General features: G+C 32.3%; 25 protein-coding genes. 3 read left to right on the forward strand and 22 right to left on the reverse strand.

From position 1 onward, the window contains the following. Positions 1-300: 300 nt before the first annotated feature. The 4 genes from AAGV28_RS06685 to nhaA all read right to left on the reverse strand — a co-directional run bounded on the left by AAGV28_RS06685 (position 301) and on the right by nhaA (position 5,567). Complete coding sequence (locus AAGV28_RS06685; protein ID WP_373406050.1) at positions 301-2,241, reverse strand: DUF349 domain-containing protein; 1,941 nt, start codon at positions 2,239-2,241, stop codon at positions 301-303. A gap of 212 nt (positions 2,242-2,453) precedes the next feature. Further along, positions 2,454-3,071: an alpha-ketoglutarate-dependent dioxygenase AlkB family protein gene (locus AAGV28_RS06690; protein WP_373406051.1), complete on the reverse strand. Its 618-nt coding sequence runs from the start codon at positions 3,069-3,071 to the stop codon at positions 2,454-2,456. Positions 3,072-3,102: 31 nt separating this feature from the next. Beyond that, positions 3,103-4,410, reverse strand: coding sequence for a TIGR00341 family protein (locus tag AAGV28_RS06695; protein ID WP_373406052.1), 1,308 nt, complete (start codon positions 4,408-4,410; stop codon positions 3,103-3,105). Continuing rightward, on the reverse strand, positions 4,410-5,567 hold the full coding sequence (nhaA, locus tag AAGV28_RS06700; protein ID WP_373406053.1) for a Na+/H+ antiporter NhaA: 1,158 nt from the start codon (positions 5,565-5,567) through the stop codon (positions 4,410-4,412). Before nhaA ends, AAGV28_RS06695 begins: the two co-directional genes overlap by 1 nt. Before the next feature lie 383 nt (positions 5,568-5,950). Here nhaA and yaaA point away from each other — a divergent pair, with 383 nt between their 5' ends. After that, entirely contained in the window at positions 5,951-6,709 is a 759-nt protein-coding gene (yaaA, locus tag AAGV28_RS06705) for a peroxide stress protein YaaA (protein WP_373406054.1), read from the forward strand. A gap of 175 nt (positions 6,710-6,884) precedes the next feature. Then, entirely contained in the window at positions 6,885-7,439 is a 555-nt protein-coding gene (locus AAGV28_RS06710; protein WP_373406055.1) for a DUF4494 domain-containing protein, read from the forward strand. 98 nt (positions 7,440-7,537) lie between these two features. Here AAGV28_RS06710 and AAGV28_RS06715 read toward each other — a convergent pair whose 3' ends face one another. From AAGV28_RS06715 to AAGV28_RS06790, 16 genes are all read right to left on the reverse strand, one after another. Further along, the gene (locus AAGV28_RS06715) at positions 7,538-7,684 is read right to left on the reverse strand and encodes a hypothetical protein (protein WP_373395513.1); all 147 of its coding nucleotides are present in this window, start codon (positions 7,682-7,684) and stop codon (positions 7,538-7,540) included. 5 nt (positions 7,685-7,689) lie between these two features. After that, positions 7,690-8,145 (reverse strand): DUF6934 family protein, encoded by a 456-nt coding sequence (locus tag AAGV28_RS06720; RefSeq protein ID WP_373406056.1) that lies wholly within the window; start codon positions 8,143-8,145, stop codon positions 7,690-7,692. Positions 8,146-8,305: 160 nt separating this feature from the next. After that, the gene (locus AAGV28_RS06725) at positions 8,306-9,301 is read right to left on the reverse strand and encodes a bile acid:sodium symporter family protein (RefSeq protein WP_373406057.1); all 996 of its coding nucleotides are present in this window, start codon (positions 9,299-9,301) and stop codon (positions 8,306-8,308) included. 360 nt (positions 9,302-9,661) lie between these two features. Further along, positions 9,662-11,290: an acyl-CoA carboxylase subunit beta gene (locus AAGV28_RS06730; protein ID WP_373406058.1), complete on the reverse strand. Its 1,629-nt coding sequence runs from the start codon at positions 11,288-11,290 to the stop codon at positions 9,662-9,664. Between the two features lie 288 nt (positions 11,291-11,578). Further along, positions 11,579-12,577, reverse strand: coding sequence for a UDP-3-O-(3-hydroxymyristoyl)glucosamine N-acyltransferase (lpxD, locus tag AAGV28_RS06735; RefSeq protein WP_373406059.1), 999 nt, complete (start codon positions 12,575-12,577; stop codon positions 11,579-11,581). A gap of 228 nt (positions 12,578-12,805) precedes the next feature. After that, complete coding sequence (locus AAGV28_RS06740) at positions 12,806-13,321, reverse strand: hypothetical protein (protein ID WP_373406060.1); 516 nt, start codon at positions 13,319-13,321, stop codon at positions 12,806-12,808. A gap of 762 nt (positions 13,322-14,083) precedes the next feature. Further along, positions 14,084-14,578: a hypothetical protein gene (locus AAGV28_RS06745; RefSeq protein ID WP_373406061.1), complete on the reverse strand. Its 495-nt coding sequence runs from the start codon at positions 14,576-14,578 to the stop codon at positions 14,084-14,086. 155 nt (positions 14,579-14,733) lie between these two features. Then, positions 14,734-15,039 (reverse strand): hypothetical protein, encoded by a 306-nt coding sequence (locus AAGV28_RS06750; protein ID WP_373406062.1) that lies wholly within the window; start codon positions 15,037-15,039, stop codon positions 14,734-14,736. A gap of 84 nt (positions 15,040-15,123) precedes the next feature. Further along, positions 15,124-16,938, reverse strand: a complete 1,815-nt coding sequence (locus AAGV28_RS06755; protein ID WP_373406063.1) for a hypothetical protein — start codon at positions 16,936-16,938, stop codon at positions 15,124-15,126. Positions 16,939-17,058: 120 nt separating this feature from the next. After that, entirely contained in the window at positions 17,059-17,589 is a 531-nt protein-coding gene (locus tag AAGV28_RS06760; protein WP_373406064.1) for a mechanosensitive ion channel domain-containing protein, read from the reverse strand. A gap of 11 nt (positions 17,590-17,600) precedes the next feature. Next, entirely contained in the window at positions 17,601-18,185 is a 585-nt protein-coding gene (locus tag AAGV28_RS06765; RefSeq protein ID WP_373406065.1) for a Maf-like protein, read from the reverse strand. After that, the gene (locus AAGV28_RS06770) at positions 18,172-19,104 is read right to left on the reverse strand and encodes a geranylgeranylglycerol-phosphate geranylgeranyltransferase (protein WP_373406066.1); all 933 of its coding nucleotides are present in this window, start codon (positions 19,102-19,104) and stop codon (positions 18,172-18,174) included. The genes AAGV28_RS06765 and AAGV28_RS06770 overlap by 14 nt, the downstream gene beginning before the upstream one ends. 24 nt (positions 19,105-19,128) lie before the next feature. Further along, positions 19,129-19,500 (reverse strand): four helix bundle protein, encoded by a 372-nt coding sequence (locus AAGV28_RS06775; RefSeq protein WP_373406067.1) that lies wholly within the window; start codon positions 19,498-19,500, stop codon positions 19,129-19,131. Between the two features lie 70 nt (positions 19,501-19,570). After that, a complete protein-coding gene (locus tag AAGV28_RS06780; protein WP_373406068.1) occupies positions 19,571-20,098 on the reverse strand; it encodes a KdsC family phosphatase in 528 nt (175 codons plus the stop codon). Then, positions 20,082-20,855, reverse strand: coding sequence for a Rossmann-like and DUF2520 domain-containing protein (locus AAGV28_RS06785; RefSeq protein ID WP_373406069.1), 774 nt, complete (start codon positions 20,853-20,855; stop codon positions 20,082-20,084). The genes AAGV28_RS06780 and AAGV28_RS06785 overlap by 17 nt, the downstream gene beginning before the upstream one ends. Positions 20,856-21,013: 158 nt before the next feature. After that, positions 21,014-24,256 (reverse strand): cytochrome c biogenesis protein CcsA, encoded by a 3,243-nt coding sequence (locus AAGV28_RS06790; RefSeq protein WP_373406070.1) that lies wholly within the window; start codon positions 24,254-24,256, stop codon positions 21,014-21,016. A gap of 301 nt (positions 24,257-24,557) precedes the next feature. Here AAGV28_RS06790 and AAGV28_RS06795 point away from each other — a divergent pair, with 301 nt between their 5' ends. Further along, complete coding sequence (locus tag AAGV28_RS06795; RefSeq protein WP_373406071.1) at positions 24,558-25,787, forward strand: multidrug effflux MFS transporter; 1,230 nt, start codon at positions 24,558-24,560, stop codon at positions 25,785-25,787. Between the two features lie 31 nt (positions 25,788-25,818). On the opposite strand, the gene AAGV28_RS06800 is transcribed toward AAGV28_RS06795, so the two are convergent. Beyond that, the gene (locus AAGV28_RS06800) at positions 25,819-26,166 is read right to left on the reverse strand and encodes a DUF1801 domain-containing protein (RefSeq protein ID WP_373406072.1); all 348 of its coding nucleotides are present in this window, start codon (positions 26,164-26,166) and stop codon (positions 25,819-25,821) included. Beyond that, a complete protein-coding gene (locus AAGV28_RS06805; RefSeq protein ID WP_373406073.1) occupies positions 26,166-26,630 on the reverse strand; it encodes a 2-dehydro-3-deoxyphosphooctonate aldolase in 465 nt (154 codons plus the stop codon). Before AAGV28_RS06805 ends, AAGV28_RS06800 begins: the two co-directional genes overlap by 1 nt. Positions 26,631-26,649: the final 19 nt, after the last annotated feature.

Consider the following 26,649-nt stretch of genomic DNA (forward strand, 5'->3'; position numbering starts at 1 on the left):
TCCTATGTAGTTTTAAAAAAAGACGTTTAATCAATTCATTATCTTAGTCATAAAAGAGCTGTCCGAAAAGTAATTTCCGGGCAGTTTTTTTTAAATTAGTTCCATATTTTGTGTTTTTACGTATTTGAGCTACTCACAATGCCACCAATTTTTAATTCCAAGAGCAGCGTGGAGGATAGAAATCAATCCTAATATACAAAGACTAAGAGCCAATTATATAAAACAAAAAGAGGCTGCCTTTCGGACAGCCTCTTTTTAACTCTGCTTTATGATTTATTTCTTCAAGCTCCTAACTTTTTTTTATTCTTGATTTAGATTTCTAAGTTGTTTTAGTTTTTCTTTCCAGGTATCTAGGCTTTCTTTGTGTACAGCAATATTTTTACGCACTTCTAGAACAATAGAATTTTCTTTTTTAGCATTTCTGGTATTGGTAAAAAACTGAATATTATTTTCTAATTGAAAAATTTCGTTTTGTACTTCTTCAATTTTACGAATGATAAAAATCTTTTCGTTTTCAAGTTTTCGGCTGTCGTTACTTTCGGAAAGATTCTCAATTTTATTGGCAAAACGCATCATATCCGAATCTTTTTTGCTCAAACTTAATTTGTCAAAAAGAGCATCCAATATTTTGTTGAATTTACCTTCAATGTGTCTTCTGGTAAAAGGAACTTTTCCTAAGTTTTTCCAGTTCTCAATATGCTGTTTTATAGCATCCAAGTCGGTTTTGTGTTCACCAATTAGCTGAAATTCTTTTATAGATTCAAGGTAGGCTTTCTTTTTATCAAAAGCTTCCATTTCTTCGGCGTTGTGTTCGCTTTTTTGGTCTTTTAATCGATCAAAATAATGGTTGCAAGCGGCTTTAAATTCAGCCCAAACTTTATCCGAATATTTTCTAGGAACATGACCTATTTTTTTCCATTCTTCCTGAATTTGTTTCATGATTGCAGTAGTTGCTGCAAAATCGTCGCTGTCTTTGAGCTCGTTTGCTTTGGCAACTAAGGCATTTTTCTTGTTTAAATTTTCGTTTTGTTCCTTTTTAATGTCTTTGTAAAAAGAATTTTTAAAGGTATTGAAATTTCTAACAGCAGTTTTAAAGCTTGCCCAAGTTGCCTCATTTACATCAGCAGGAACTTTTCCAGTTGAGAAAAATGCTTCTCTAAGAGCTTCTACTTTTTCTATTTGAACCAACCATTGCGAATGTGCATTTACTTTTATAGTGCCTAATTCTTCAATTTGAGTAATAATGGCATTCTTTTTTTCAAGGTTTTCTTGCTCAGTGCCTCTCATTTTTTCGAAAAGAACTTCGCGTTTGTCGTGCATTTTTTTAGTTAGATCACTAAATTGATTCCAAATTTCATCACGAAATTCTCTGGAAACAGGACCAATGTCTTCCTTCCAGATACGGTGTAAATCTTGTAATTCTCTAAACGCTTTAGTAATATCCTGCTCCTGAAGCAATTCTTCAACACGTACAATAATTTTTTGTTTTAGCTCTAAATTGTGTTTAAAGTCTAAATCTCTGGCCTCTCTATCAAGGTGTAAATAATCGTAAAAATTCTCTACATGAAAATGATAGTTGTTCCAAACGTGGTTGTATTTGTCTTTGGGAATAGCACCTGCATTTTTCCAACGCTCTCTTAATTCGTTGAAATGGTTTAGAGTATTCTTGATATTTTTATTCGGATTAATAAGCTCTTTTAGTTCTTCAACTATAGCTAGTCGCGTTTCTAAATTGGTTTTTAAGTTGTTTTGTAAACTCTTAAAATGGGTGTTTTTATTGTCTTTATATAAAGTATAAAGCTGATCAAATTTTGATTTTAAAGGGAAATGATACTGAAATTCTTCGGTAGTTTCTGGATTTTCGGCATGGAATTCTTCTTTTTTCTCTTCAATAAAATGATTGTATTTAGATAAAAAAGCTTTTTTTATTTCCTCAACATGGTCACGTATCGACATGACTTTTTCATTAGAAACTAGTTTTTGCAATTCATCAACAAGCGCTTCCATGGACAAAGTATCATAATCCAGCATCGGAATTTCATGACGCTCTTTTAAGGTTGCGTCTTCATTTTCTTCGGCATTTGATTTTTCAATTTCGTTTAAAGCTTGTTGATTTTTAGAAATTTCAGTTTCTTCAACAGCATGTTCTAATGCTTCATTATTAGCCTGAACATCATTTGTTAAGTTTCCATCTGTCTCGCTTTTTGTTTGCGGCAGGTTATCATTCGTTTCTTCTAACATTTTTTTTAAATGTTTAAGGGTTCTGTTTAATTGGTTAAATCGATGTGGAAAGATAGTAAAGGTCTATTGAAAATCAAAATAATTCCCTTATTTATACTTTTGGTTGTTAAAAAAAATGTTTTTCTAAAGAAATATGATTATAATTTCTAGCTTTTTCTACTTGTTTTTTAAACCTCATAAGCTATAAGTAAAATTTACAGGGTTTATTTTTTTTAAAATAAAGGAGTAATAATAGTTCGGAAAGTCAAGTTTATTCTGGGTTTATTTATTTTTTTAGTAGGAGGAAGGCGATGTAACCAATGGGTTTGCGTTTCGTCTTTCATGACTAAAACACTTCCATGTTCCAAAATTAAAGAAACTGTTTCTTTGGTTGTTTTGTGTTTGAAAGCAAATTTCCTTTCGGCACCAAAACTGACAGAAGCAATGGCTCCATTTTTTTTTAAATCTTTTTCTCCATCACTGTGCCAAGTCATGCCTTCATTGCCATCATGATATAAATTTAGTAAACAGGAATTATATGTTTCGGCAGTTTTTTCCTCTACTATACGTTTTAATACTTCTAATTCAGGAGTCCAAAGAAGTGCTTCTTTAGTAATATTAGAATAGCTGTATTTAAAATTGGTATCGCCATACCAAGCTACTTTACGTTTGGTTGTTATGAGTTTCCCAAAAATAATAGCTTCATCATTTTTCCATTCGATGGTTTCTAATAAGCGATTAAAATAAAATGCAGCGTTAGAATAATCCATGATTTTACCATAGTACAGCACTGTCCCGTCTTTAGGTAAAATATTGGTGTTTTTGTCAAATTCCGTACTAAATAAATCCATTTTTTTTTAAATAAAGCAATAATTAAAGGGCTTAATTTTGACGGTAAACTTCAATTTGTTTTTTAGACAATCGCTGTTGTAACCAGAGTATCATCTTTCTTTTTTCGGCTTTTTCAATATCTTTTTTGCTTTTATAAACCAGAACAGGAACTACTTTAAGGCTATCTGTGTTTTCGTTAAAAACATGATTTGAAATAGAGATGTTATCTATGTTTGGGAATAAAATTTTCATTTCAGCAAGTAACTCTGAATTTTCAAAATAGTTCTCTTTAATTTGTTTTTTTAAACTTAAAATAGTGATGTCTTTTTGGCTTAAAGCCGATTTATTAAAGTTGATTTCATTTAAAATGTCACTTTTTAAATCGGTGGTGTCTTGTTTAATAATCAATTTTGTATTGTCTAATTCATAGTCTTTAAGACTCTTATTTAGTTTTTTAATTTCAGCATCACTAAAACGTTTGGAAAGAAAACCCAATTCTAAAATTTTCGGGTTTTTATTGAATTGCGTTTTTTGGTAAACAATGGTCATGCCTTTGTTTACAAATTCTCTGTCGGTAAAAACAGTAATTTGTTGTTTGTATTTTTTTTCTTCAAATAATTGGTAGGCAAAATAAATACTTGGAATTATAAAAATGATTAATAAAGTACTAATGAAATATTTTACTTTTTTCTGCATTTTCTCATCCACTTGCTTTTTAATTGGATAGGATAAAAATTTGACAATAAAAAAAGTAGAAATACAGATAAAAATACAGTTGATGGAGTACAAGTACATAGCTCCAAAAAAGAATCTAAAGTTGCCGGTAGCTACTCCATATCCAGCGGTACAGAGCGGAGGCATTAATGCCGTTGCAATAGCAACTCCAGGAATAGGATTTCCTTTTTCAACTCTAGTTATAGCAATAGCTCCAACTAAACCTCCAGAAAATGCAATGATGATATCATAAATATTAGGAGATGTTCTAGACAAAAGTTCGGGCTGCGTTTCTTTAAAAGGACTGATGTAAAAGTAAATAGTAGAAACTACTAAGCCCACTATGGTGGCTACTAAGAGATTTTTTAATGATCTTTTAAGTAATTGAAAATCATATATTCCAAGTCCAAAACCGGCTCCAATAATAGGCCCCATCAAAGGAGAAATAAGCATTGCACCAATAATTACAGCCGTCGAATTGACATTCAAACCCACGGACGCTACTACAATGGCACAGGCTAAAATCCATAAATTAGAACCTCTAAACGAGATATTCGATTTTACATTAACTAAAACCTTAGCCTTGTCTTCTTCGCCTTTGTTGAGGTTAATGTAGGCAATGATTTTGTTTACTAATAAATTCATTATTTTTTCTTTAAGTTATGTTTTAATAACATAAAACCAATACAACCAGCAGTTAAGGAAGAAAGTAAAATGATAAATTTAGCATTATTAATAATATGATGATCGTTAAAAGCAAGTAAAGTAACAAAAATGGACATTGTAAAACCAATACCGCCTAGAAAACCAACACCTATCACTTTTTTCCAGTTCAAACCTTTTGGTAATTTACACAAGCCAATTGAAACTGCCATAAAGCTAAATAAAGCAATACCTAATGGTTTACCTAGTACCAATCCCAATATAATTCCTTTACTATAATCCAAACTCAATGTTTCAACAATATCTGATCCTAAAACAATTGCAGTATTAGCTAAAGCAAATATCGGAAGGATAATAAATGCCACTGGTTTATGTAAAAAATGTTGTAATTTATAAGAAATAGAACTTTTACTTCCATCTTCAAAAGGAATTACAAATGCTAACAATACTCCAGTAATAGTAGCATGAACACCTGAATTAAGCATAAAATACCACATAATAACTCCACCAATAAGGTAAGGAAGTAGTTTGTATACTTTCATTCGATTTAAGATGAATAAAAACAACATAATACCAAAAGCAATCGCTAAATTAGACCAAAAGATAGTTTTAGTATAAAAAATGGCAATGACTAAAATTGCTCCTAAATCGTCAATAACAGCTAAGGCAGTTAAAAATACTTTTAATGCTAATGGCACTCGGTTGCCTAATAAAGAAAGCACACCTAATGCAAAAGCAATATCAGTAGCCATAGGGATTCCCGCTCCTGACTGAGTAGCTGTACCGTAATTAAAAAACAAATAAATACCAGCAGGAATAATCATTCCTCCTAAGGCAGCAAAAATAGGCAACAAAGCTTCTTTGATTTTAGACAATTCACCTATATAAATTTCTCGTTCCAATTCTAATCCAATTAGCAAAAAGAAAATAGTCATCAAACCATCATTAATCCAATATTCAAGACTTTCAGTTCCTACTTTCATGTGCCAAGTATGCAAATATTGTGTTGAAAATATGGAATTGGCTAGTAGTAATGATATTAAAGTACAACCAATTAAAATAAGTCCACTGGATTTTTCATTTTCAAAAAAGTCTGTAAAAAGGTCCGATTTGTAAAGGCGTTTAATTGTTTTTTTCATGGAATTAAGTTTGTTATTATCATTTAGATAAAGAAATGAATGATTTTGCTTCTATATTTATAAAAAATGTAGAGATATGCAAAAATAACGAAATACTTCATAAAATCTAGTTGTTAAAATGATAATATTAGACTATTTATGCTTCTTTAAAATAGGAAAACAAGAAATTGACTTTGCGTTTTTTGTTAATTTATTAAAGCCGTTTTAAAATGAAAGAACATTACAAGTAACGATTTTAGTTTTAAGTACTTTTAAATTAGTTTGTTATCTTTTTAGGAATAATTTTTTTAGAGAATTCAGTTAAAAGAATTTATTTATATCGGATTAATTTGTTCTCAATTAGTATTTTTGAATTGGATAAGAAAAAATGCTAAAAGTACTTTATGAAAATAGTAATATCACCTGCAAAATCATTGAATTTCGAGAAAGAACTGCCTACAAATCAGTTTACTCAACCTATATTTTTAAAAGAATCAAGACAAATTAGTAAGGTGTTGAAACAGCAATCGCCGAAAAACTTGTCTGATTTAATGTCTATTTCAGATAAATTAGCCGATTTAAACTGGCAACGTAATAAAGAGTGGAAAACACCTTTTACGCCTGAAAATGCGCGTCCTGCTATTTATACATTTGATGGCGATGTTTATACGGGTTTAGATGCTTATACCATTCCAGTTGAAAAATTAGATGTTCTTCAGGACAAATTAAGAATTCTGTCGGGTTTGTACGGAATTTTACATCCGTTAGATTTGATGCAAGCGTACCGACTGGAAATGGGAACGAAATTGCCTATTGAAGACAAAAAAAATCTATATGAATTTTGGAAGACAACTCTAACAAATTCGCTGAATAAAGAATTAAAAAAAGACGAATTGTTTATCAATTTAGCCAGTAATGAATATTTCTCAGCCATTGATCCCAAAGCCTTAAAAGTTCCAGTAATCACACCGGATTTTAAGGATTATAAAGATGGAAAACTTAAGATAATTAGTTTTTTTGCTAAAAAAGCAAGAGGAATGATGGTGCGTTATATAATTGATACTAATGCTGAAACCATTGATGATTTGAAAGGATTTAATTATGAAGGATATCAATTTGATGCCAATTTATCCAAAGGAAATCATTTGATTTTTACAAGATAAATGGATTTTGAATCCTTACTAATAAGGCGTAATAAATCATTTTAGATTAAAAAGTATAATTATCTGGAGTTAAGTTCAGTAGATTTTTGGATTTAAAATTGTGAATATCTATTTTGATAATTTGCGGTTTCTTTTGCTCTAAAATCTATCTTTGACATCCTTAAAAATAGAAATTATGAGCGCAATTTGGTACGAATGCAAAGTAAAATATAGAAAAACAGACGAAACAGGAAATCAAAAAATTACGACTGAACCGTATTTGATTGATGCCATTTCTTTTACAGAAGCCGAAAGTAGAATAAACGAAGAAATGAAGGCTTACATTAGTGAAGAATTTAAAATTACCAATATCAAAGTGGCTAATTATGCAGAGATTCATCCTTTTGAAAATGCCGATCGTTGGTTTAAATCTAAGATTTCTTTACTGGCTTATGACGAAGAAAGCGGTAAAGAACGCAAGACCAATATGTATTTTTTAATTCAGGCAAATGATGTGAAAGAAGCTTATGATAACACTGTTTTCACAATGAAAAGCACCATGGGCGACTATACTATTCCCGCTATTTCCGAATCGCCAATTGTAGATGTTTTTCCTTATTTCAGTGGAGATGAAGACGAATTAGAGCAATTAGAAAAGTTCAACGCACTTAAGGCTTCAAAACCAGAAATTGTAGCAGATACAGAAGACCACATGGAATTTGCTGTTGAGGAAGAAGAAACGGTTTCTTAATCATTTACATTTTCGAATAAAAATAAAATTCGCAAATTACATTTCCAAATGGATGTTGTAATTTGCGAATTTGTGGTTGAATTAATTTGTTTAAAAAATTATTTTTTTGGCAACTTTACTTTATCTAACATTTTATTAGCCAATTCAAGTTTTTCAGGAAATAGTATTTTTCCTTTAAACTCTTCCAGTTTTTTATTTATTTTCACAACTGGTATTTTTGCTTTATTTAAATCTTCCACTTTCATGTGTTTTAATTTTTTCGTGTTATTAAGAAACCTAAATAATCTTCTCCAACAATAAATGGCTCAAAAGTTTCATCGTTTTTTAATCCGTAAACATAAAAGTCATTCTTTAATTCTTCTAAATTATTCGTAATTCCCATTCTGTATAATCTTGTTCTGGCTTCGCTACTTCCAGTTGCAAAGATATAAGCTTCTGGGTATTTTCCAGTAAATGCATAAACAGTAGAAACAACTGTTGCTAAAACTTTAGTAGCATCCCCATTATTTGTTATTACACCGTCATTTATTTCTCTTGTTATAATATCTAAATCTCCAAAAGCTAAATTATAATAGCCTTTAATATTCATTTCGGTGTATTGGACTAATTTGACGATTTTACCTTTTATACCAATACTTTCAAATTCAAAGATGTTTAATTCAGCTTCTGTGGAATATTCGTACCTCGGATATTTCATTGTAGACATTAATTTCTACACAAATTTAATGAAATTTTTACGACTTTCAGTTTTTGTGGATCTAAATTAGGAAGTAGTTCTTTGTAAATGAGTGTTTAATAAAAAAATAATAAATTACATTTCCAAATGGATGTTGTAATTTGCGAATTTTTTAGTTTTATAATATCGATTATTTTTCTCCCACATAAGACACTTGATTTTCTTCTTTTCGATTACTGGCTTTAGTAGCAATAAAACTAATAATGAAAATTTGAAAAGCATGAAAAAGCATAATTGGAAGCAAGATAATCCCCATGGTACTTGGGTTTGGGAATAATATTTTAGCAAAAACGGTTCCGTGGACTAATGATTTTTTGGTACCACAAAACTGAGCCGTAATTTTATCTTCGATACTAAATCCAAGTTGGTTGCTAATATAACCACTAAGAAAATAAACCACATAAAATAATCCGAAAACTGCAACTGCAATTACCGTAAAATCGAAAGTATCTATTCCGCTAAAAACATTATCTTCAAACGAACTAGCAAAACTTTTATAGATAATTAAAAGGATAATGGATTTGTCAAACAAGGTCAAATAACTATTGTATTTTTGAGCTAAATTCCCCCAATAACGATGCAAAAGTAAACCCACAATAACTGGAACTACAACTTCAACTATGAGTTTACTGTATATTTCGCCCAGATCATAACTAGTGCCAGTATTATTTAAAAAAAGTCCTAACCAAAGCGGTGTAACAATAATTCCAATCAAGCCCGAAATACTGGCGTTAAAAATCGCTGCGGGAATGTTTCCTTTTGCCATAGAAACCATCACAACTGATGAAGAGACAGTGGAAGGAAGAGCTGCTAAAAACAAAAAAGCTAACCAAATATTTTTATCATATTCGGAATGGATTAAAGGGTAGAAACATAAAATAATGATTGGGAAAACTAAGAAAGTACAGGCTTGTACTAAAAGATGTAATCTCCAGTTTTTTAATCCTGTTTTTATTTTTTCAGGACTTAGTTTAAGACCATAAAAAAAGAAGATTAAAGAAACACCAACACTTGCCATTTTTTCTAACGGTAGAGGACTAGACCTACCTCCAAATTGAGGAAAAAAATAAGCGGTAAGGACAACTGTAATTATAGAAAGAATGAATTTGTCTATTTTGAATTTCATTATAGGATAATCTGATTTAAAATTTTTTCAAGTCTGCAAAGGTAAGAACGTATAAAAAGACAGAAAAACAGAAAGCTATTTTAGTATGTTTTTAACGGTTTTAATACAGCTAAAACTTTTAATTATTGAATGCTGGTGTTTGTAAACTAAACTTCATAAGGTAAATTTTCTTTTTTCCCATTCTCAATAGAGTAAAAATTTCTTAAAAATCTCATCAAAAATAAATCCGTGGATACGGAATGGGTAAATTAATTTTGATGAATTTTTAAACAGGCTCTAATTTTATGACACATAGTTTTTAAATATTTACTATGAATCCGTTTAATAATCTTGAACTAATAAATTATATGTACTAAAACCTTAAACCTGAATTACTCCCAGATTAAATGCTTTTTCGATAGGAGCGTGGTTAGCGGCTTCAATACCCATAGAAATCCATTTTCGGGTGTCTAATGGATCAATGATGGCGTCTGTCCACAATCGGGAAGCAGCATAATAGGGTGAAGTTTGTTCGTCGTAACGTGCTTTTATTTTGGCAAACAATTCGGCTTCTTTGGCTTCATCAACAATTTCTCCTTTGGCTTTCATCGAAGAAGCTTCTATTTGAGCCAATACTTTAGCAGCCTGAGTACCGCCCATAACTGCGAGTTCTGCACTTGGCCAGGCTACAATTAATCTAGGATCATAAGCTTTTCCACACATGGCGTAGTTTCCAGCACCATAAGAATTTCCAACAATCACGGTAAATTTAGGAACAACCGAGTTGCTTACCGCATTCACCATTTTAGCGCCATCTTTGATGATTCCGCCTTGTTCCGATTTAGAACCCACCATAAATCCAGTAACGTCTTGCAGGAAAACCAAAGGAATTTTTTTCTGGTTGCAGTTGGCTATAAAACGAGTGGCTTTGTCGGCACTATCGGAGTAAATTACGCCACCAAACTGCATTTCGCCTTTTTTGGTTTTGATTACTTTGCGTTGGTTGGCTACAATTCCCACGGCCCAGCCGTCAATGCGGGCATATCCCGTAATAATAGTTTGTCCGTAGCCGTCTTTGTAAGCTTCAAATTCCGAATTATCGACCATTCGACTAATGATTTCCATCATATCGTATTGTTCGGTTCGGGCTTTTGGCAGAATGCCATAAATTTCTTTTTCGTCTAAGGTTGGTTTTTTAGCTTTAATGCGGTTGAATCCCGCTTTGTTGTAATCCCCAATTTTATCAACAATATTTTTTATTTTGTCTAAGGCGTCTTGGTCGTTTTTAGCTTTATAATCCGTCACACCTGAAATTTCACAATGTGTGGTGGCTCCGCCCAAGGTTTCGTTATCAATACTTTCGCCAATGGCGGCTTTAACCAAATAACTTCCTGCAAGGAAAATGCTCGCTGTTTTATCTACAATAATGGCTTCGTCACTCATAATAGGTAAATAGGCACCACCTGCAACACAGCTTCCCATAATAGCCGAAATTTGGGTAATTCCCATGCTGCTCATCATCGCATTATTTCTAAAAATACGCCCAAAATGTTCTTTATCAGGGAAAATTTCGTCCTGCAAAGGCAAATACACTCCGGCGCTATCAACTAAATAAATAATAGGAATTTTGTTTTCCATTGCAATTTCCTGTGCACGCAGATTTTTCTTAGCGGTAATAGGAAACCAGGCACCTGCTTTTACAGTGGCATCATTGGCAACAACAATACATTGTTTTCCTTTGATATAACCTATTTTTACCACAACACCTCCCGAAGGACATCCGCCGTGTTCCTTGTACATTCCTTCTCCAACGAGTGCTCCAATTTCAATACTTTCAGCTTTGGCATCCAATAAATAATCAATGCGTTCGCGAGCGGTCATTTTGCCTTCGCTGTGCAATTTTTGAATGCGTTTTTCGCCTCCTCCTACTTTTATTTTAGCGAACTTTTGTCGTAAATCAGAAAGTAAAAGTCTATTGTGGTCTTCGTTTTTGTTGAAGTTTAAATCCATAGTGTTTGTAATTGCAAGAAAATTGATGGCTAAAATACAAAACCATTAATCCATTTTATAAGATGAAGAAAGATTTTTTCTGATTGATACAGAAGTTGTATATATTGGAACACTGATACAACAGATTTAGCAGATTATCACGGATAAAATTTTTAAAAAAAACTTAGCGATTGTTAGTGGTTTCTATGCGAAACTTTGCGTTATTGGAAATAAATAAAAAAAGAACCGCAGACTCACAAAGTTTTAAATTTGCTAATCTGCGGTAAAAAAAAATAAAAAAAAATAAAATTATTTCTTCGATTCGTTAACGAGTCTTTTTAGAATTGCCCATTGTTTTAGCGCATCACGCGCTTCGACAGCTGGATAGCCTAACATGGTTTTTCCCGCAGGAATATCACAAGTAACACCTGATCCTGCACCAACTATTGCACCATCGCCAATAGTAGTATGATCTTTTATAGAAGCACTTCCGCCAATGATTACACCGTTTCCTAAAGTGACAGAACCTGCTAAACCACTGTTTCCTGCCATAATACAAAATTGTCCGAGCTTACTGTTGTGTCCTATTTGAACCAGATTATCAATCTTACAACCATCGCCTAAAACAGTCGAGCTGAACTTTCCTCTGTCAATACAGCTATTTGCTCCAATTTCGACATTATTTCCAATGATTACATTTCCAATTTGTGGAATTTTTACCAATCCTTTTTCAGGACAAGGACGGAATCCAAAACCATCTGCTCCAATAGTAGCGTTAGGATGAATAATACATCCATTACCAATATGACAACGTTCTCTAACTACAGTTCCTGACCAAATTACCGTGTTTTTTCCAATAGTACATTCGTCCAGGATAGTTGTGTTTGGGTAAATTGTAGTGTTTTCTCCTATTTGAACCTTAGGTCCAATGTAACTTCCTGCGCCAATTTTTGTTCCAGCTCCAATAGTCGCTGTTTTATCGACTACTGCAGTGGGATGAATATCTACGTGAAATAGAGGTAGAGGTGGTGCAAAAAGTTCCAAAATTTGGGACATGGCCAAATCAGCATTTTTTACTTTTATAAAAGCTCTGTTTTCTCCTGGTTCAATAGAAATATCTTCGTTAACTACTGCAACACTTGCTTTTGAACCAGCCCAGAATTTTTCGTATTTTTTGTTTCCTATAAAAGAAATTTCAGTTTCTGAAGCAACTTCAAGTTGTTCAGGAGCAGTAATTTTTTGTAGCGTGTTGCCTAAAATAACACCTTTAAGGACTTCGTTTATTTCTTCAATGGAGTAGGATTTCATGCTTTTAGATAAATTATATATTTTTCAAATAAAGTGATTCTATAGTGATAAAACAAATATTTTGATATTTTGTAAGTTAAAAAATCAAAGAATGTACTTGTTTTTTACCAATTTGCAATCTTTTTCTGTTTGGAAGCCGTTTCAAATAAAATTATAAAACGGTAGAAAATATAAAAGCTGTCTCAAAATTATAGTATTGGGACAGCTTCTGTGTTAATTTAATAATATTTAACGATTTTTATATCCGTTATTATTTCCTCGGTGGTCATCTCTGTGATCATAACGTCTATCATCATCTCGACGATCGTTTTTTCTGTAATTGTCAGCATAACGATTGTTTTTAGAATATCGACGGTCTTCTACATATCTTCGGTTAGAATCTCTATTATTGTTATAGTATTTAACTTTGTGATTATTGTAGTAAGAATAGGGACGGCTTCCGTGGTATCCTCTCAATTCAACACGATGAGCACGATTCAAATCGTAGCTTCTGTATCGAGATGGAAGATAACGTGTACGACACCAGTTTCCATTATCTAAATAAACGTATAATGAACTATTTACGTCATAATAAGTTTGGATTTCGGGTAGATAATAAAAATCTACGTTTACATGTTGTCTAGGTACCCATGCTGGTCTAACCACTACTGGTCTTCCGATGTTTACGTTTACTGAAACTTGTGCTTGCGAAGTGCTAGCGGCAAATAAAATAATTCCTGTTACGATTAATTTTAAAGATCTCATGATTTCTATTTTTTAAATTTTATGTTTTTTTCAACTTAATAAATCCAATTCAATTAGTGTGCCAAAAATATTTTGTTAACTTTCTTTTAACTTTTAAAATAAAAACAGATACTATTACATTCCTTTTTTATTTGTTTAAATAATTTCGTAATATTTGAATTAGTTTGTTTTTTTTATTAGCGTATTTATGGTTTTTATTTAATTTTTACATTTTACATTTAAAATTATATAAGGTATTCATTCAGGATAATACTTGATGTTTTTTTTTAAACTTCATCTCTTTTTTACTATTTCACTGGCTATTTGGATGAAATAATTTTTTTTGTATTGGAATAGTAATAAATAAAATAGAATAATTAGGACTGATTTTACTATTTGATAAATCTATTAAAATTGTATTACCAACCCCAAAATTACTATCCATCTTAAGAATTACTAGAAAGTAGATATTTAAAATTCTTTCAGATTTTAGAATTTGAAATCGTGCAAAAGATAATTGTTTTCTATTAATTTATTATTTCAAATAATATGCCATGATATTTTTTGTTAACTTTTTTTTAACTTTATAAAAAGTTAAAAAAAAAGAAACGCAATTAGCGTTTCTGTAGTATTTAAGGATTAAAATAAATTATTCCGTTAGTTAGAATTATTAAAAATGTCTGTTCTAGTGCAGTCGAGATCCAATAATGATTCACGACAGCGCTCGAACAGACAATATGACCAATTTATATTTCAAAACGGTATTACACCCAATAGGTTAATTTAGTGTTTTTTACCGTTTCCCTTTTCATTTCCATGTTTAGAGTTGTTGTTGCCAGAATGTTTGTTTCCGCTGTTGTAATTATTTTTGTAAACAACTTTTTTGTTATTATTTTTATAGCCAATAGATTTTTGTGGTTTTCCTTTATATCCTTTATAATATTTCGCTTTATGACTTTTATAATGTACATAAGGCGTTCTTCCGTGATAATCATTTAGAACTACTTTATAACCATTGTATAAATCATAACCTCGGTATTGTTGTGGTAAGTTTCTGGAACGAATCCATTTTCCATTACCATAATAAATAAATTGCGAATTACGTATGTCATAATAACTTTGAACATCAGGAATGAAGTAATAATCAATATTACTATATCCCGCAGGCCCCCAAGCTGGTGGAGCACCTACATTTACATTTAACGAAACTTGTGCTTGAGTAGTTGTACTGGTTACTAGTAATATAATTCCTGCTGCTATTAATTTTAAAGTTTTCATAGTTTTTATTTTTTTAAAGTTGTATTAAAATTTTATTGTTATAAGGCAAAAGCCAATTATTGTGCCAAAAAAAAAGATAGCGGTTTAATTTTTTGCTAAAAAAAAACAGCTCTACTTTTTTAGAAGAGCTGTTTTTAGTTGTATGTGTTTGATTTTTAAAGCAATAATATCAATAAAAGCACAATAATGATAATAGCACCAATAGATAAATAAACTCCCTGTCCTGATGATTTTAAATTCTTTTTAATAGTTTTTACTTCAGTTCGTAACTCTTTTTTTTCTGAAGAAGATAAGTCTGACTTATCCATTTTTTTAATTTCATCTAACCGATTAAGCATTGTTTTAACTTCGGCAGGAATTTCCTTTGTATTCTCTACTGTATTTTTTTCTGCTGCGTAAGTGCTTGGCAGAATACCCAATGATAGTACCATTACCATCAAATAAAAGCTTAGTTTTTTCATACTTAAATAGTTTAAATTAAAAATGTGATTCTTTTTTATAAATGTACTCATTAATTAATTATGAAATAGCAAGTAGTACTTTTTTTATTTAAAAGGAACAATTTTAGGCTTGGCTAATTCAAAATTTTGAAATCCAAAATCAGTGGTTTCAAACGCATTGGTTTTAAAAATATTATCTCCAGAAAAAGGAATTTTAGGGTAATATGAAAGTGAAAGTTGGAAGGAACTAAAAACCAGATAATCATTACTAATCAGTAAACCAATTCCTATTTTAGAATAGATCGTGTTAGTGTGCATCAAATTATTTTTATTACCAATAAATGCAATGGAATAATTAAAATACGGATTGAAACGAAAGCCCCAAATTTCTTTTGGAGCATAGGATTGGGTTTGAAAAGTAAGTAACATTTTTTGCGTTCCATAAACGGGACTATTAAATCCTCGGATACCATAGTCTTCATTGATAGTCACTAAATCGGCTAAACTATTTTGTCTGTTGATACCAATAATTAGTTGAGGTTTAATAAATTGTCTGACTTTCCATTTTCCAATTTCTAAAAGATTGGTGAAATAATTGGCTTGAAAACGAATAGTGCTTTGTTCAGTTTTAGATTGTTTAAAAAAACTACCTATTTCAAAATCAGTACTTAGAAATCCCCATTTATGGTAGTTGCCAAAAGAAATTTGTGCTCCTAAATAGGAACGCCATTGACTGTTTTTATATTGATAACCTCCTGTAATTCCATAAATTCTACCTATGGGAATGTCTTCGATTTGTCCATTTCTAAAAATATAACGGTCTTCAATAAATTGACGTGTATTAATTCCTACTCCTGTTAGAATCATTTTCTCTGATGAATAAAAACGAATAGGGTCTGATGCTGCAAGTGGACCTATTTTGTAATTTTTATTTAAAAATCCTGTAGATAGAATTAAATTTGTTGTTCGTTGGGTAATTGCATCCGATTTGATAATCGGGAAAGCTCTTCCTAACCATAGATCCTGTATGTCGAATTTAAAATCTTGAGAAGAAATACCTCCGGTAACATCTTGAATACTATCTTTTAAAAAAAATTGATTGATGTTTATTCCACCAGCCCATTTGACTAATGGAGAATAAAATGGACGTTCTATGGCAATGCCTTTCGAATAATAACCATCAAAATCAACATTGTATTTCAATTCTGTTCTAACAAAGGAGTTTTTGATATTAGGAACCAAATAACTTATATTATTGGCGTTTTTTCTATCATTTTTTCGATGGGAATAATAATAATCCAGTTGGTGTCCTATTCCAAAAAAATTACGTTCCTTGAGTCCAATTCCAGTTTTAGAACCAGACACTGAAAATTTAGGAATAGAACTCCATGAATCTAAAACACGAACATAAACATCTACAGAGTCTGATTGTGGAGCTACTAATTTTTCAGTAATATTCACTCTGTTGATAAAATTTTGGCTTCTCAACAAACGTTCCGATTCTCTAATTTCGAATAAATTGTAAGCTTTATTTTTTGAAAAAAGCAATACATTTTTTATCGCTATATTTTTAGATTTCAGATGAGCCCAATTTCCCGTTTTTTCAGTCCAGCGGACTGGAACTTGAGTGCTGTCTATTTCAGAATAGCCAAAAGGATCCAGTGTTGTAATATGGATACGTCTAATGATTTTGCCTTCTACATCCAGATGTGTAGATGGAGGCGTCTTTTTTTTGACGCTTTTAGACTTGGTAGGTTTGAATATTAAACGATGGAAAAATTTTGACGTTTTATTTTGTCTCGGATTGTAAATACCAGGAAGCGAAACGCTGTCTTTAAACGTGTTTTTATTTTGCGAAAACGAAAGTTGATAACAGAAGAATAAAACAAGAAAACCTATTATTTTATAACTAAATAGCATAGAAAATGGTTTTAAAACGAATACTCTTTTGATTGTTTTCTAATTTTACACGAAAAATTTCTTTATCACACCGTTAAATTAATTTTAGTTGACTTTAATTTCAAAAGTCTATTGTATAAATTAATCGGTAAATTCTTTTTCTTCATGATGAGTAGGAAGAATAGAAATTCCTTTTTGAAACAAGAGGTTGTTAGGGTAAACGACTTCTTCTCCTTCAATTGTTTTTAATACAATATGAAATGCTGCAATGTCTACTATTTCGCCAATAATTGGAAAATCTTTATCGTGTATTTTGATGCTGTCTCCAATTTTAAATGGAAACGAAAAAAACAAAATTACTCCAGCGGTAATATTACTTAAAATAGACCATTGCGCAAACATAGCCACACCTACCACCGTAGCCATTGAAGAAATGGCCCAGATGATATCTTTTTGTTGCACACCCCAAATTATAATTAACGCTATTATGGCTAAAATATTAATCAGTATATGGATGTATTTAGTAACTAGATTGGTTCTATATTCAATTTTGTGGGAAGTTTTAGCAAAACGGCGTACTAACTTATTTGAAATAAGACGTAGGACACCCACTACTACAACTATTACACTGCTTATAATTATTTCGTTTGCATAATCTTTAAAAAAAGTCATCCGTTGTGGTTTTAAGTTAAATTAATCAAATATTGATACACTTTATCCACTGGGAACCCAATTACATTGGCATAAGAACCTTCAATTTTTTTTACGCCAATAAACCCAATCCATTCTTGAATGCCATACGCACCAGCTTTATCAAAAGGTTTGTAATTTTCAATGTAATATTCAATGACCTCATCCGTTAATTCGTTAAAAGTAACTTTGGTAATTTCGAATATCACTTCGGTTTTTGTGTTTGTTTTAAAACAAACCGAAGTAATTACCTCATGAGTAGCATTCGATAATGATTTTAAAATATCAAAAGCATCTTGTTTGTTTTTTGGTTTTCCAACCGCTTTTTCGTTGTGCCAAACTATGGTGTCACTGGTAACCAGAATTTCGTTTTCATTTAATTCGCCTTCAAAAGCAGCAGCTTTCAATTCGGCTAAATAATTAGTGATGGCTTCTCTTTTTAATTCGACTGGAAAAATTTCTTCAATTTCTTTTAATCGAATTTCAAAATCCAAATCCAAATCCTTGAAAAACTGTTGTCTTCGTGGCGAACCCGAAGCTAATATGATTTTATATTGTTTTAATTTATTTCGAAGCATGGTATTTTATGTTTAAAGTAATAATTAAAATGGATAGAATTCCAAAAAACAAAATCCATTTTAGGACTTTACTTAAAATAGTAAAGTCGGTTTTTGATGTTGCTGTCCAAATTTTAATGCAAAAATAAAGCAATGGTCCTAAAATAAATAACAAACTGTAAATTGTTGCGATAATTAAATTATTCGAAACCAAATAATTATTAACGTAATAAAGTAATGCTATTATGGGAACAAAACTTAAAATAAAAAGCAGTTTTGTTGTTTTTTGAATACCTATAACAATAGCTAATGTTCTCATTTCTTGTTGTTTGTCGCCATTAAAATCTTCTAAATCTTTTACTATTTCACGAAGCAAATTAATCATAAAGGCAAAAATAGCGTAGTCTATAAGTATCGAAAATAATCGTGCCATTACTACCTGATTGCTGCTATCAGTAGCGGGAAAAATATCGAAAACCCCAATAATAATAACGCTGATAGCTAATATTAAAGCGATTACAATATTCCCAATTAGCACTATTTGTTTTAAGCTGCTAGCGTAAATATATAGGGTTGCGGCTATCAAAATAAAGATGGCGGCAAAATTAGGTCGCATAATCACATTGGATAAATAAAACCCAATGGCTACGCCACTAACATTCAAAAGTGCATAAATGTTATAGGCTTGGTTTTCTGAAATGCTTTTGCCTACAATTACTTTATTTGGTTTGTTGTTTTTGTCGGTTTCCTGATCAAAAATATCGTTAATTACATATCCAGCTGCTGCAATTAAAACCGTACTTAAAACTAATAATCCGTATTGCCAATCGGCTAGTGCCAAATCAATTTTTTGTAATTTCAAAAAACCATATCTAAAAATGAGCTGCATAAAAGCCAGCATCAGTAGATTTTTGTATCGAATTAGGTTTAGGAAGTTCATTGGGTAGTGTTCAGTATTCAGTAATTAGTGTTCAGTTACCCCAAATTTTTGAGGATTTAAAATCATGTAGTTAATTAGTTTTCCAATTTCTTCACTTTCAGAAATTAAAATAATATAGGCTTCATTTGAAATGTAGTTGCATTTATAAGCAAATTCAATCCAAACTTGTGTTTCTGAATTTTCTGCATCAGAATCAGTTAATTTACTATGAAAATGTCTAGGATATATTCTTTTTCTATAAGCTTCAGCTATGTTTGCAGGTACACTTCTACTGGAACGTCTAATTTGATCTGTCAAAGAATAGATTTCTTCTTTCGGAAATGATTTGGATATTTCAAAAATTTTCATCGCCAAGGCAAATGATTTTTGATAAGCTAGTAAATCTTGAAATTTCATTTGTTTTATCTTAATTGTTATCTGAATACTGATTACTGCTTTCTGACGACTGAATACTGACCACTGTTATCTAGTCGTATTTTGCATCAAAGCTTTCCATCCATTTTCCCTGCACTTTCATCACTTGTTCAATTACATCACGAACAGCGCCTTTTCCACCATTTCTATGCGAAATGTATTTAGAAATTCCTTTTATTTCAGGACAAGCATCTTGTGGACAGGTAGGCAATGCTACTAATTTCATTACATGGTAATCAGGAATATCGTCGCCCATATATAAAACTTGTTCCTGTTTGATTTGGTGAAGATCAATGTATTCGTCAAAAGTTTCCACTTTGTCCGGAGTTCCTAAATGGATATCAGTAATGCCCAGATTGCGCAAACGAACACGAACGCCTTCATTGCTTCCGCCCGAAATGATACATACATTGTAACCACTGTCTACCGCCGCTTTCATTGCATAACCATCACGGATATTCATGGTTCTCAACATTTCGCCATCGGTGTTTACAAATACGGAACCATCAGTAAGTACGCCATCCACATCAAAAATAAATGTGGTGATCTCATTCATTATTTCTTTATAACTTTTTGCCATTCTCTTGAATCGATTGTGTTAGAATTTTATATAGTTTTAATTGATTTTTATTGGTTAAAAAAGCTTCGTGTGCAGCAATAGTTTTTTGGTCATTTCGAATTGCTGGCCCAGTTTGCGCTTCTTCTGGCGAAAGCGTTTGTGCTTTTTGAACAGTTTCTTCCATTAAAGGTTTTAGAATTTCAAACGGGATTTGGTTTTCGGTGCAAATTTCGTTTCCAATAGCAAAAAGATGATTGGTGAAATTATTCACAAAAACGGCTGCCACGTGCAAGGCTTTTCGTTGATCTGAATTGATAGCATACACTTTATCCGAAATAATTTTAGCCACCCGATTCAAAACCTGGTAATCGGTTGGATTTTCGGCTTCTAAGCAAATGGGAATCTGTTTGAAATCGACAGCAATTCCTTTGGTAAAAGTTTGTAAAGGATAAAAAACGCCTTTTCGATTATTATCATTCACAATTGTCAGCGGCATACTTCCGGAAGTATGCGCTACGAGGCGATTTTTAAACGGAAGTTCTCCCGAAAGACTTTCGATAGCATCATCAGAAATAGCAATGAGATACAAATCGACTTCTTGTAAATCATCTAAATCGCTGATAATTTGTTCCGAATGGAGTAGGTGAGTAAGGCTTTCCTTTTTTCGAGAAAAAACCTGCACCAATTCTATTTCGCTTCCCGATTTTTCGAGGTTTTGGAATGTAGTAATCAGCTGTTGCGCTACATTTCCCGAGCCGATAATACTTACTTTAATCATGCGGTAAAATTAACAAAAAAATTAGCCACAGTTTACAATGATGTCAAGAAATTAATCTATAAAATCAGTGTATGCTGTGGCAATTGTAACGGTGTATAATGATGTATTATTATAGTGTGATTCAAATCCAGCTGAAAACCATTGGAATCATTTTACTATTATTTCTTGTAATATTTTTTATACTTTGGATAGGTAATAGCGCCAATTAAAGCGATTCCTCCTAATGAATAATAAATCCAGTCTAATGAATGCGCTTCACCACTAGCATACGAATGCAGTCCTACCAAGTGGAAATTTACTCCATAATAAGTAAACAAAATCGAAATAAAAGCAAACATACTCATCAGGTTGAAAATCCATTTTCCTCTTAAAGCAGGTACAAAACGAGCATGAATAACAAAAGCGTAGACCATAATACTAATTAATGCCCAGGTTTCTTTTGGATCCCAACCCCAGTAGCGTCCCCAACTTTCATTAGCCCATTGTCCACCAAGAAAGTTTCCAATAGTCAACATAATTAAGCCGATGGTTAATGCCATTTCGTTGATATAAGTGATTTCCTGAATGTTCAAATCCATTTTGGTTTTGTTCTTTTCGTTGGTAAAAAAGATTAGCAACAACGATACAAAACCAAGTATAAATCCTAATGCAAACGGCCCGTAACTCGCTACAATTACCGCAACGTGAATCATTAACCAGTACGAATTCAACACCGGTTGCAGATTAGCAATTTCCGGGTCAATCCAGTTCATGTAAGCTGCCATTAAAATCATAGCGGTTACAAAGGCAGATGAAGCTACTGTTAATTTTGATTTGATATCGAAAGCCAATCCAAAGAACATCGTTGCCCAGGAAACATAAACAATAGACTCATAAGCATTACTCCAAGGCGCGTGCCCTGAAATGTACCAACGGGCAATTAATCCTGCGGTATGTAATGCAAACAATAATCCAATGAAAACGTGCATGCCGTTAACCAAATAATTTAATGCTTTTCTTTCCTTGAATATTTTTAAGATGGTGAATAAAAGCATCAAAATTGCCGCTGATAAATACCAATACGGTAGTTTTTGGAAAACATCATATTTGTTATATAAAATTTCCATAGTGACTTTGTCTTCTGAAGGCAATACTTTTTCTCCAAATTTCTTTTGGAAACCATGTAAACTTTCTAGTAATTCATCCGAATTTTTATAATCTCCAGAAACAGCCGCATTGGTCAAAGAACCAAAATACAATGGTAAAACACTTTTGGCATACGTAGAATCCATCCCTTTTAAGCCCGCTGTTGCTAGTTCGTTAATAGAAATCCATTTGTTGTTAACATCATTCGGAATTGGGAAAATCTTCAAAATAGTTCCGCTCAATGCTGATTCCATTAAGTTAACCTTCTTGTCCGTTTCAACAAAATCTTTCTCAAACTGATTTGGATTTGCTGCCTGATAAGCCGCTTCTAAATAAGGGGATAATTTGTAATTTCCTTGTCCATCAAAAAAGGCAATAAAAGGCGCGTATTTTGCTTTAGCATCAATACCAATAATTTTTCGGATGCTGTCATTTCCGCTTTTGATGTAAATCAAAGGAACTTCAATCCAAAATTGAGCATATTGTGACATCGATAAAAATACCTGATCTGAATTCATGCCTTTGTATTCGTTAGCATGACTTACTTTTCGCAACAATTCTGATGAAAAAGTATTAATCGGTTTCATTCTTCCGCCTGCATCCTGAATAATCAATCGACCAAATTGAGCGGCGTGTTTTTCAGAAACCTTGTATTTTGTAATTAAAGAATCTATTTGTTTTTCAGTTGGAGCCACTCTTACAGGCATCTTTCCCGCTTTTGCTGGTTCAGCGGTATGTGCGTGATTGTGTTCCTGTTCTGTATGTTCCTGATTGTGGTCGTGTCCTTCATGATCATGGTCGTGATCTGGCATTTGTGCAAAACCATTAAAACTTAAGAATAAAACTAAAACAGTAATTAATTTTTCTTTTTTGTTCTTTACTACTTCTAGTTTTCGTTTCACATCAGCAAAACGAGAATGCTTGGTAAACATAATAGCCATCATAGAAAAGAATAATAAAAAATAACCCGCGTAAGTAATATTTGTTCCCCAGAAATCGTGGTTTACAGAAAGTACCGTTCCTTTTTCGTCTGGATCAAAAGAAGATTGGAAAAAACGATAGCCTTTATGGTCTAAAACATTATTCATGAAAATTCGAGCATCAAATGGTTTTTCTGCCGAATCCTGAACGGTTACCTTACTTTCAAAAGAAGAATAACTTTTCTCTGTACCTGGATATTTTTCAGCAATAAAATCGTTCAATTGAATTTTAAATGGTAAAATATACGCTTTACTACCGTAGAATAAAGAATATTCTATGTTTCCAATTTTCACTGTTTTAGGTTCGCCTACTTTTCCTTTAGAACCTAAAAGGGTGATTTCTTTCTCTTGTCCTTCGGCATTTACGGTTACAACTAGAGCGTCTTCGTGAGTTCTTGCTTTAAAGTCATTATTGGATTCATATTCAATAGTTCCTCTTACAGCAGGATCTGGAAAAACAATTCTAATATCACCAATGCTGTATAACGAACGCATCATCAACGGCTGAACATTGTCTTTTGTAACCGCTCCTTGAAACTTATCAGCCATACGCATAAAGTTACCTTCAAATGGCGTTTGTATAGTATATTCTTTTCCGTCAAAGTTAATGTTGATAGCACCATCTGTAGGTTTGTTTAAAGCAAAAAGTACGTTGTGTATGTTTTGAACTTCTCCTTCTTTCAGGAAATGCTCGTGACGTCCGCCATCGCCAGCTTCAACTAATTTCATGTACAAAGTTCCGTTAGCATCTGGTTTTACATACTCTTTTGCGCCCATAATGAAGTTTTTGTATTTTACTTCAAATGGTGTATCGGCAAACTGTCCAGAAACAGAAAAATTATTGTTGGTTACAGGTGAAAGCAATAAGGGTTTTTCAAAAACGCGGCGTTTCATTTCGCCTTTGTATTCTCCATCTACAAAAACAGACAGGAAAGTTTTTTCAGAATAAAATTGGTTTTCGGCAGCGCCTTCGCGAATAGGCATCACGCCTTCATAACTAATATAACGGGTGATAAAGGCTCCTAAAAGAATTAAAATAAAAGCCAAATGCAGCAATAAAGTAGCCCATTTTTCTTTTTTCAGTAATTGGTATCGTTTGATGTTTCCAATGAAATTAATCATAAAAAACACCATTATTACCTCAAACCACCAAGCATTATAAATCCAAATTCGGGCAGTATCGGTATTGTACTTACTTTCTATAAATGTTCCAACTGCCATTGCTATTGCATAAGACAAAAAAAGAAAAGCCATTATTCGTGTAGAAAATAAAAAAGAGTATATTTTTTTATCCATTATTTAAGGGATTGTGTTTTGTAAAAGTCCCACAAAAGTACTTAAAAATGTTGAGTTCCAAAGCCGTGCAATTGTTAATTAAATCCAAAATTAAGATCAGAAAAGGAGTCTTTTTTACGGAAATAAAACACGATAAATGATCATCAAAAACTGGATTATGAAAGTTATAGTGTTGCTATTTATATTCTAAATTCCAAACAGAAATTTAAATAATATTCATAATTTAAAATTCTCATTCTTTATATCGTCTTTTTATGGCTTACTTTTGCAAAAAAGTAAACAACACGATTTTTTATAAAGTATGACTAAGGCTAAACATTTCCAACTCATTTTAATTTTAGGTTCAATGACAGCATTGGGTCCCTTTTCTATAGACATGTATTTGCCTGGTTTTTCAGGAATTGCAGCTGATTTGAATACAACTGTAGCCAAGGTTTCTATGAGTTTATCCAGTTATTTTATTGGAATTTCAGCGGGACAACTACTTTACGGGCCTTTATTGGATCGTTTTGGAAGAAAAAAGCCTTTATTTGTTGGATTACTAGTTTATATTTTAGCTTCATTAGCTTGTGCTTTTGTGAATGATATTGATGCTTTTATTGGTTTTCGTTTTGTTCAGGCCGTGGGAAGTTGTGCTGCTGCTGTAGCTTCTCTAGCTATGGTTCGCGATTTATTTCCGGCTAAAGAAACGCCTAATGTTTTGTCTAAATTAATGCTTATAGTAGGGCTTTCGCCAATGTTAGCGCCTACAGTTGGTGGTTATGTGACTACTTATTTTGGCTGGCATACGGTTTTCCTTATTCTGGCTGCTATGGGCGCTTTTGTACTTTTGGCTACTCAATTGGGTTTGCCTAATACACACAAACCGGATTTATCCATTTCTTTAAAACCAAAACCCATTATCACTAACTTTATTTCTATTCTAAAAGTACCACAATTCTCTACCTATGCTTTTACGGGAGCTATTGCGTTTTCTGGTTTGTTTACTTATGTGGCTGCATCGCCAATACTTTTTATGGATATTTTAAATGTTGATGCCGAAATTTATGGATGGATTTTCGCATTGATGTCGCTGAGTTTTATAGGTTCCAGCCAATTAAATTCAGTTTTATTGAAACGTTTTTCGAGTGAACAAATGATTTTTGCTGCTTTGATTTCCCAATCCATTATTAGTTTTGTTTTCTTGATTTTGGCTATTAATGATCTTTTAGGATTATATGAAACTATTGGAATGCTTTTCTTGTTTCTAGCTTGTTTGGGAATTTCAAATCCCAATACGGCAGGATTGTCTCTTGCTCCTTTTTCTAAAAATACGGGGAGTGCATCGGCATTGATGGGAGCTACACAGCTAGGGATTGGTGCTTTGGCTTCTTTTGGAGTTAGTCTTTTTGTGAAAGATTCCATTACTCCAATGGTTGTTATTATGACTTCGACTACGATATTGGCACTCTTTATTTTGATAATTGGCAAGCGAAAAATCAAAACGACTATTGTAAATACGGGTGATGATGCAAAAGTAATGGCGCATTAATTTATACACAACAATTGGAGTAGAGACAGTATTAGTTTTTATATAATTCCAATGCTTTTTGCAAAATGGTTTCAATTGTTTTTAGGGGTAAATCCTGGTTTGGATTAACTCTTAAAACCTTCATTTTTTTTCGGTCTCCTTCTTCTAACTCGGGAAAGTCAAGGAGTTTTCCTTCTACCATAAGTATGTAAGGTTCGTTTGTTTTTTTATCGATCCATAAATAGCAAAATATTTTTTTCTTGTAACAAAAACAAGGCATTCCCCATTTTTGTGTTTCGGTGATGTCTTTGTCCTGATTTAGAATTATACTTCGCAATGCCAACAAGCAACTCTGGTTGGGTTCGGTTTTGTTTAGGTAATAATTTTCTAGTGCTTCCATTAATTTTTTTCTTTTGCTTTAAGACCTACTGGAATTTTTAAATCGCCCGTGTCGTACATATTGATGTAAATGTCTAATGTGTCTTTGCTTCCAATTTCGGTCAATCGATATCGATCCAGTAATCCAATGTTATTAAAACCATTAGGGGTTTTAAATGCACAACAACTTCCTGCTCTAAAATAAGTCATTTTTTTATTGTTCGGTCCAAATAGTGCGTTTAGAAATCGTCTTTCGTTTAGTGGTCCGCTTTTATCATTTGCACCACCCACTTTAATTGGGTTTAATTGATCGTAACCATAGGTTTTGTCGTCAGTTGTTTCAGTTAGCCAATAGGTATTGTTATCCATTAATTCGACTGCCTTGGTACGTGTATCGCCAACGCCTTTGTCTTCGTTAGTACTTGTTTTTGTTTGTGAGAAGCAAGGAATTGTGATAAATAGTAGTGGTATAAGTAGTTTTTTCATGGTTTGGTTAGGTTAGTTA

It is taken from the genome of Flavobacterium zubiriense (genome assembly GCF_041729725.1).
Lineage (GTDB): Bacteria > Bacteroidota > Bacteroidia > Flavobacteriales > Flavobacteriaceae > Flavobacterium > Flavobacterium zubiriense.

Coding starts and splice junctions, on each gene's coding strand:
- AAGV28_RS06795 (WP_373406071.1), top strand. CDS start 24,558: ATGACTAAGGCTAAACATTTCCAACTCATTTTAATTTTAGGTTCAATG.
- AAGV28_RS06710 (WP_373406055.1), top strand. CDS start 6,885: ATGAGCGCAATTTGGTACGAATGCAAAGTAAAATATAGAAAAACAGAC.
- AAGV28_RS06725 (WP_373406057.1), bottom strand. CDS start 9,301: ATGAAATTCAAAATAGACAAATTCATTCTTTCTATAATTACAGTTGTC.
- AAGV28_RS06685 (WP_373406050.1), bottom strand. CDS start 2,241: ATGTTAGAAGAAACGAATGATAACCTGCCGCAAACAAAAAGCGAGACA.
- AAGV28_RS06785 (WP_373406069.1), bottom strand. CDS start 20,855: ATGATTAAAGTAAGTATTATCGGCTCGGGAAATGTAGCGCAACAGCTG.
- nhaA (WP_373406053.1), bottom strand. CDS start 5,567: ATGAAAAAAACAATTAAACGCCTTTACAAATCGGACCTTTTTACAGAC.
- AAGV28_RS06790 (WP_373406070.1), bottom strand. CDS start 24,256: ATGGATAAAAAAATATACTCTTTTTTATTTTCTACACGAATAATGGCT.
- AAGV28_RS06755 (WP_373406063.1), bottom strand. CDS start 16,938: ATGCTATTTAGTTATAAAATAATAGGTTTTCTTGTTTTATTCTTCTGT.
- AAGV28_RS06690 (WP_373406051.1), bottom strand. CDS start 3,071: ATGGATTTATTTAGTACGGAATTTGACAAAAACACCAATATTTTACCT.
- AAGV28_RS06760 (WP_373406064.1), bottom strand. CDS start 17,589: ATGACTTTTTTTAAAGATTATGCAAACGAAATAATTATAAGCAGTGTA.
- AAGV28_RS06740 (WP_373406060.1), bottom strand. CDS start 13,321: ATGAGATCTTTAAAATTAATCGTAACAGGAATTATTTTATTTGCCGCT.
- AAGV28_RS06805 (WP_373406073.1), bottom strand. CDS start 26,630: ATGAAAAAACTACTTATACCACTACTATTTATCACAATTCCTTGCTTC.
- AAGV28_RS06750 (WP_373406062.1), bottom strand. CDS start 15,039: ATGAAAAAACTAAGCTTTTATTTGATGGTAATGGTACTATCATTGGGT.
- lpxD (WP_373406059.1), bottom strand. CDS start 12,577: ATGAAATCCTACTCCATTGAAGAAATAAACGAAGTCCTTAAAGGTGTT.
- AAGV28_RS06720 (WP_373406056.1), bottom strand. CDS start 8,145: ATGTCTACAATGAAATATCCGAGGTACGAATATTCCACAGAAGCTGAA.
- AAGV28_RS06800 (WP_373406072.1), bottom strand. CDS start 26,166: ATGGAAGCACTAGAAAATTATTACCTAAACAAAACCGAACCCAACCAG.
- AAGV28_RS06715 (WP_373395513.1), bottom strand. CDS start 7,684: ATGAAAGTGGAAGATTTAAATAAAGCAAAAATACCAGTTGTGAAAATA.
- AAGV28_RS06765 (WP_373406065.1), bottom strand. CDS start 18,185: ATGCTTCGAAATAAATTAAAACAATATAAAATCATATTAGCTTCGGGT.
- AAGV28_RS06745 (WP_373406061.1), bottom strand. CDS start 14,578: ATGAAAACTTTAAAATTAATAGCAGCAGGAATTATATTACTAGTAACC.
- AAGV28_RS06695 (WP_373406052.1), bottom strand. CDS start 4,410: ATGAATTTATTAGTAAACAAAATCATTGCCTACATTAACCTCAACAAA.
- AAGV28_RS06770 (WP_373406066.1), bottom strand. CDS start 19,104: ATGAACTTCCTAAACCTAATTCGATACAAAAATCTACTGATGCTGGCT.
- AAGV28_RS06780 (WP_373406068.1), bottom strand. CDS start 20,098: ATGGCAAAAAGTTATAAAGAAATAATGAATGAGATCACCACATTTATT.
- yaaA (WP_373406054.1), top strand. CDS start 5,951: ATGAAAATAGTAATATCACCTGCAAAATCATTGAATTTCGAGAAAGAA.
- AAGV28_RS06775 (WP_373406067.1), bottom strand. CDS start 19,500: ATGAAATTTCAAGATTTACTAGCTTATCAAAAATCATTTGCCTTGGCG.
- AAGV28_RS06730 (WP_373406058.1), bottom strand. CDS start 11,290: ATGGATTTAAACTTCAACAAAAACGAAGACCACAATAGACTTTTACTT.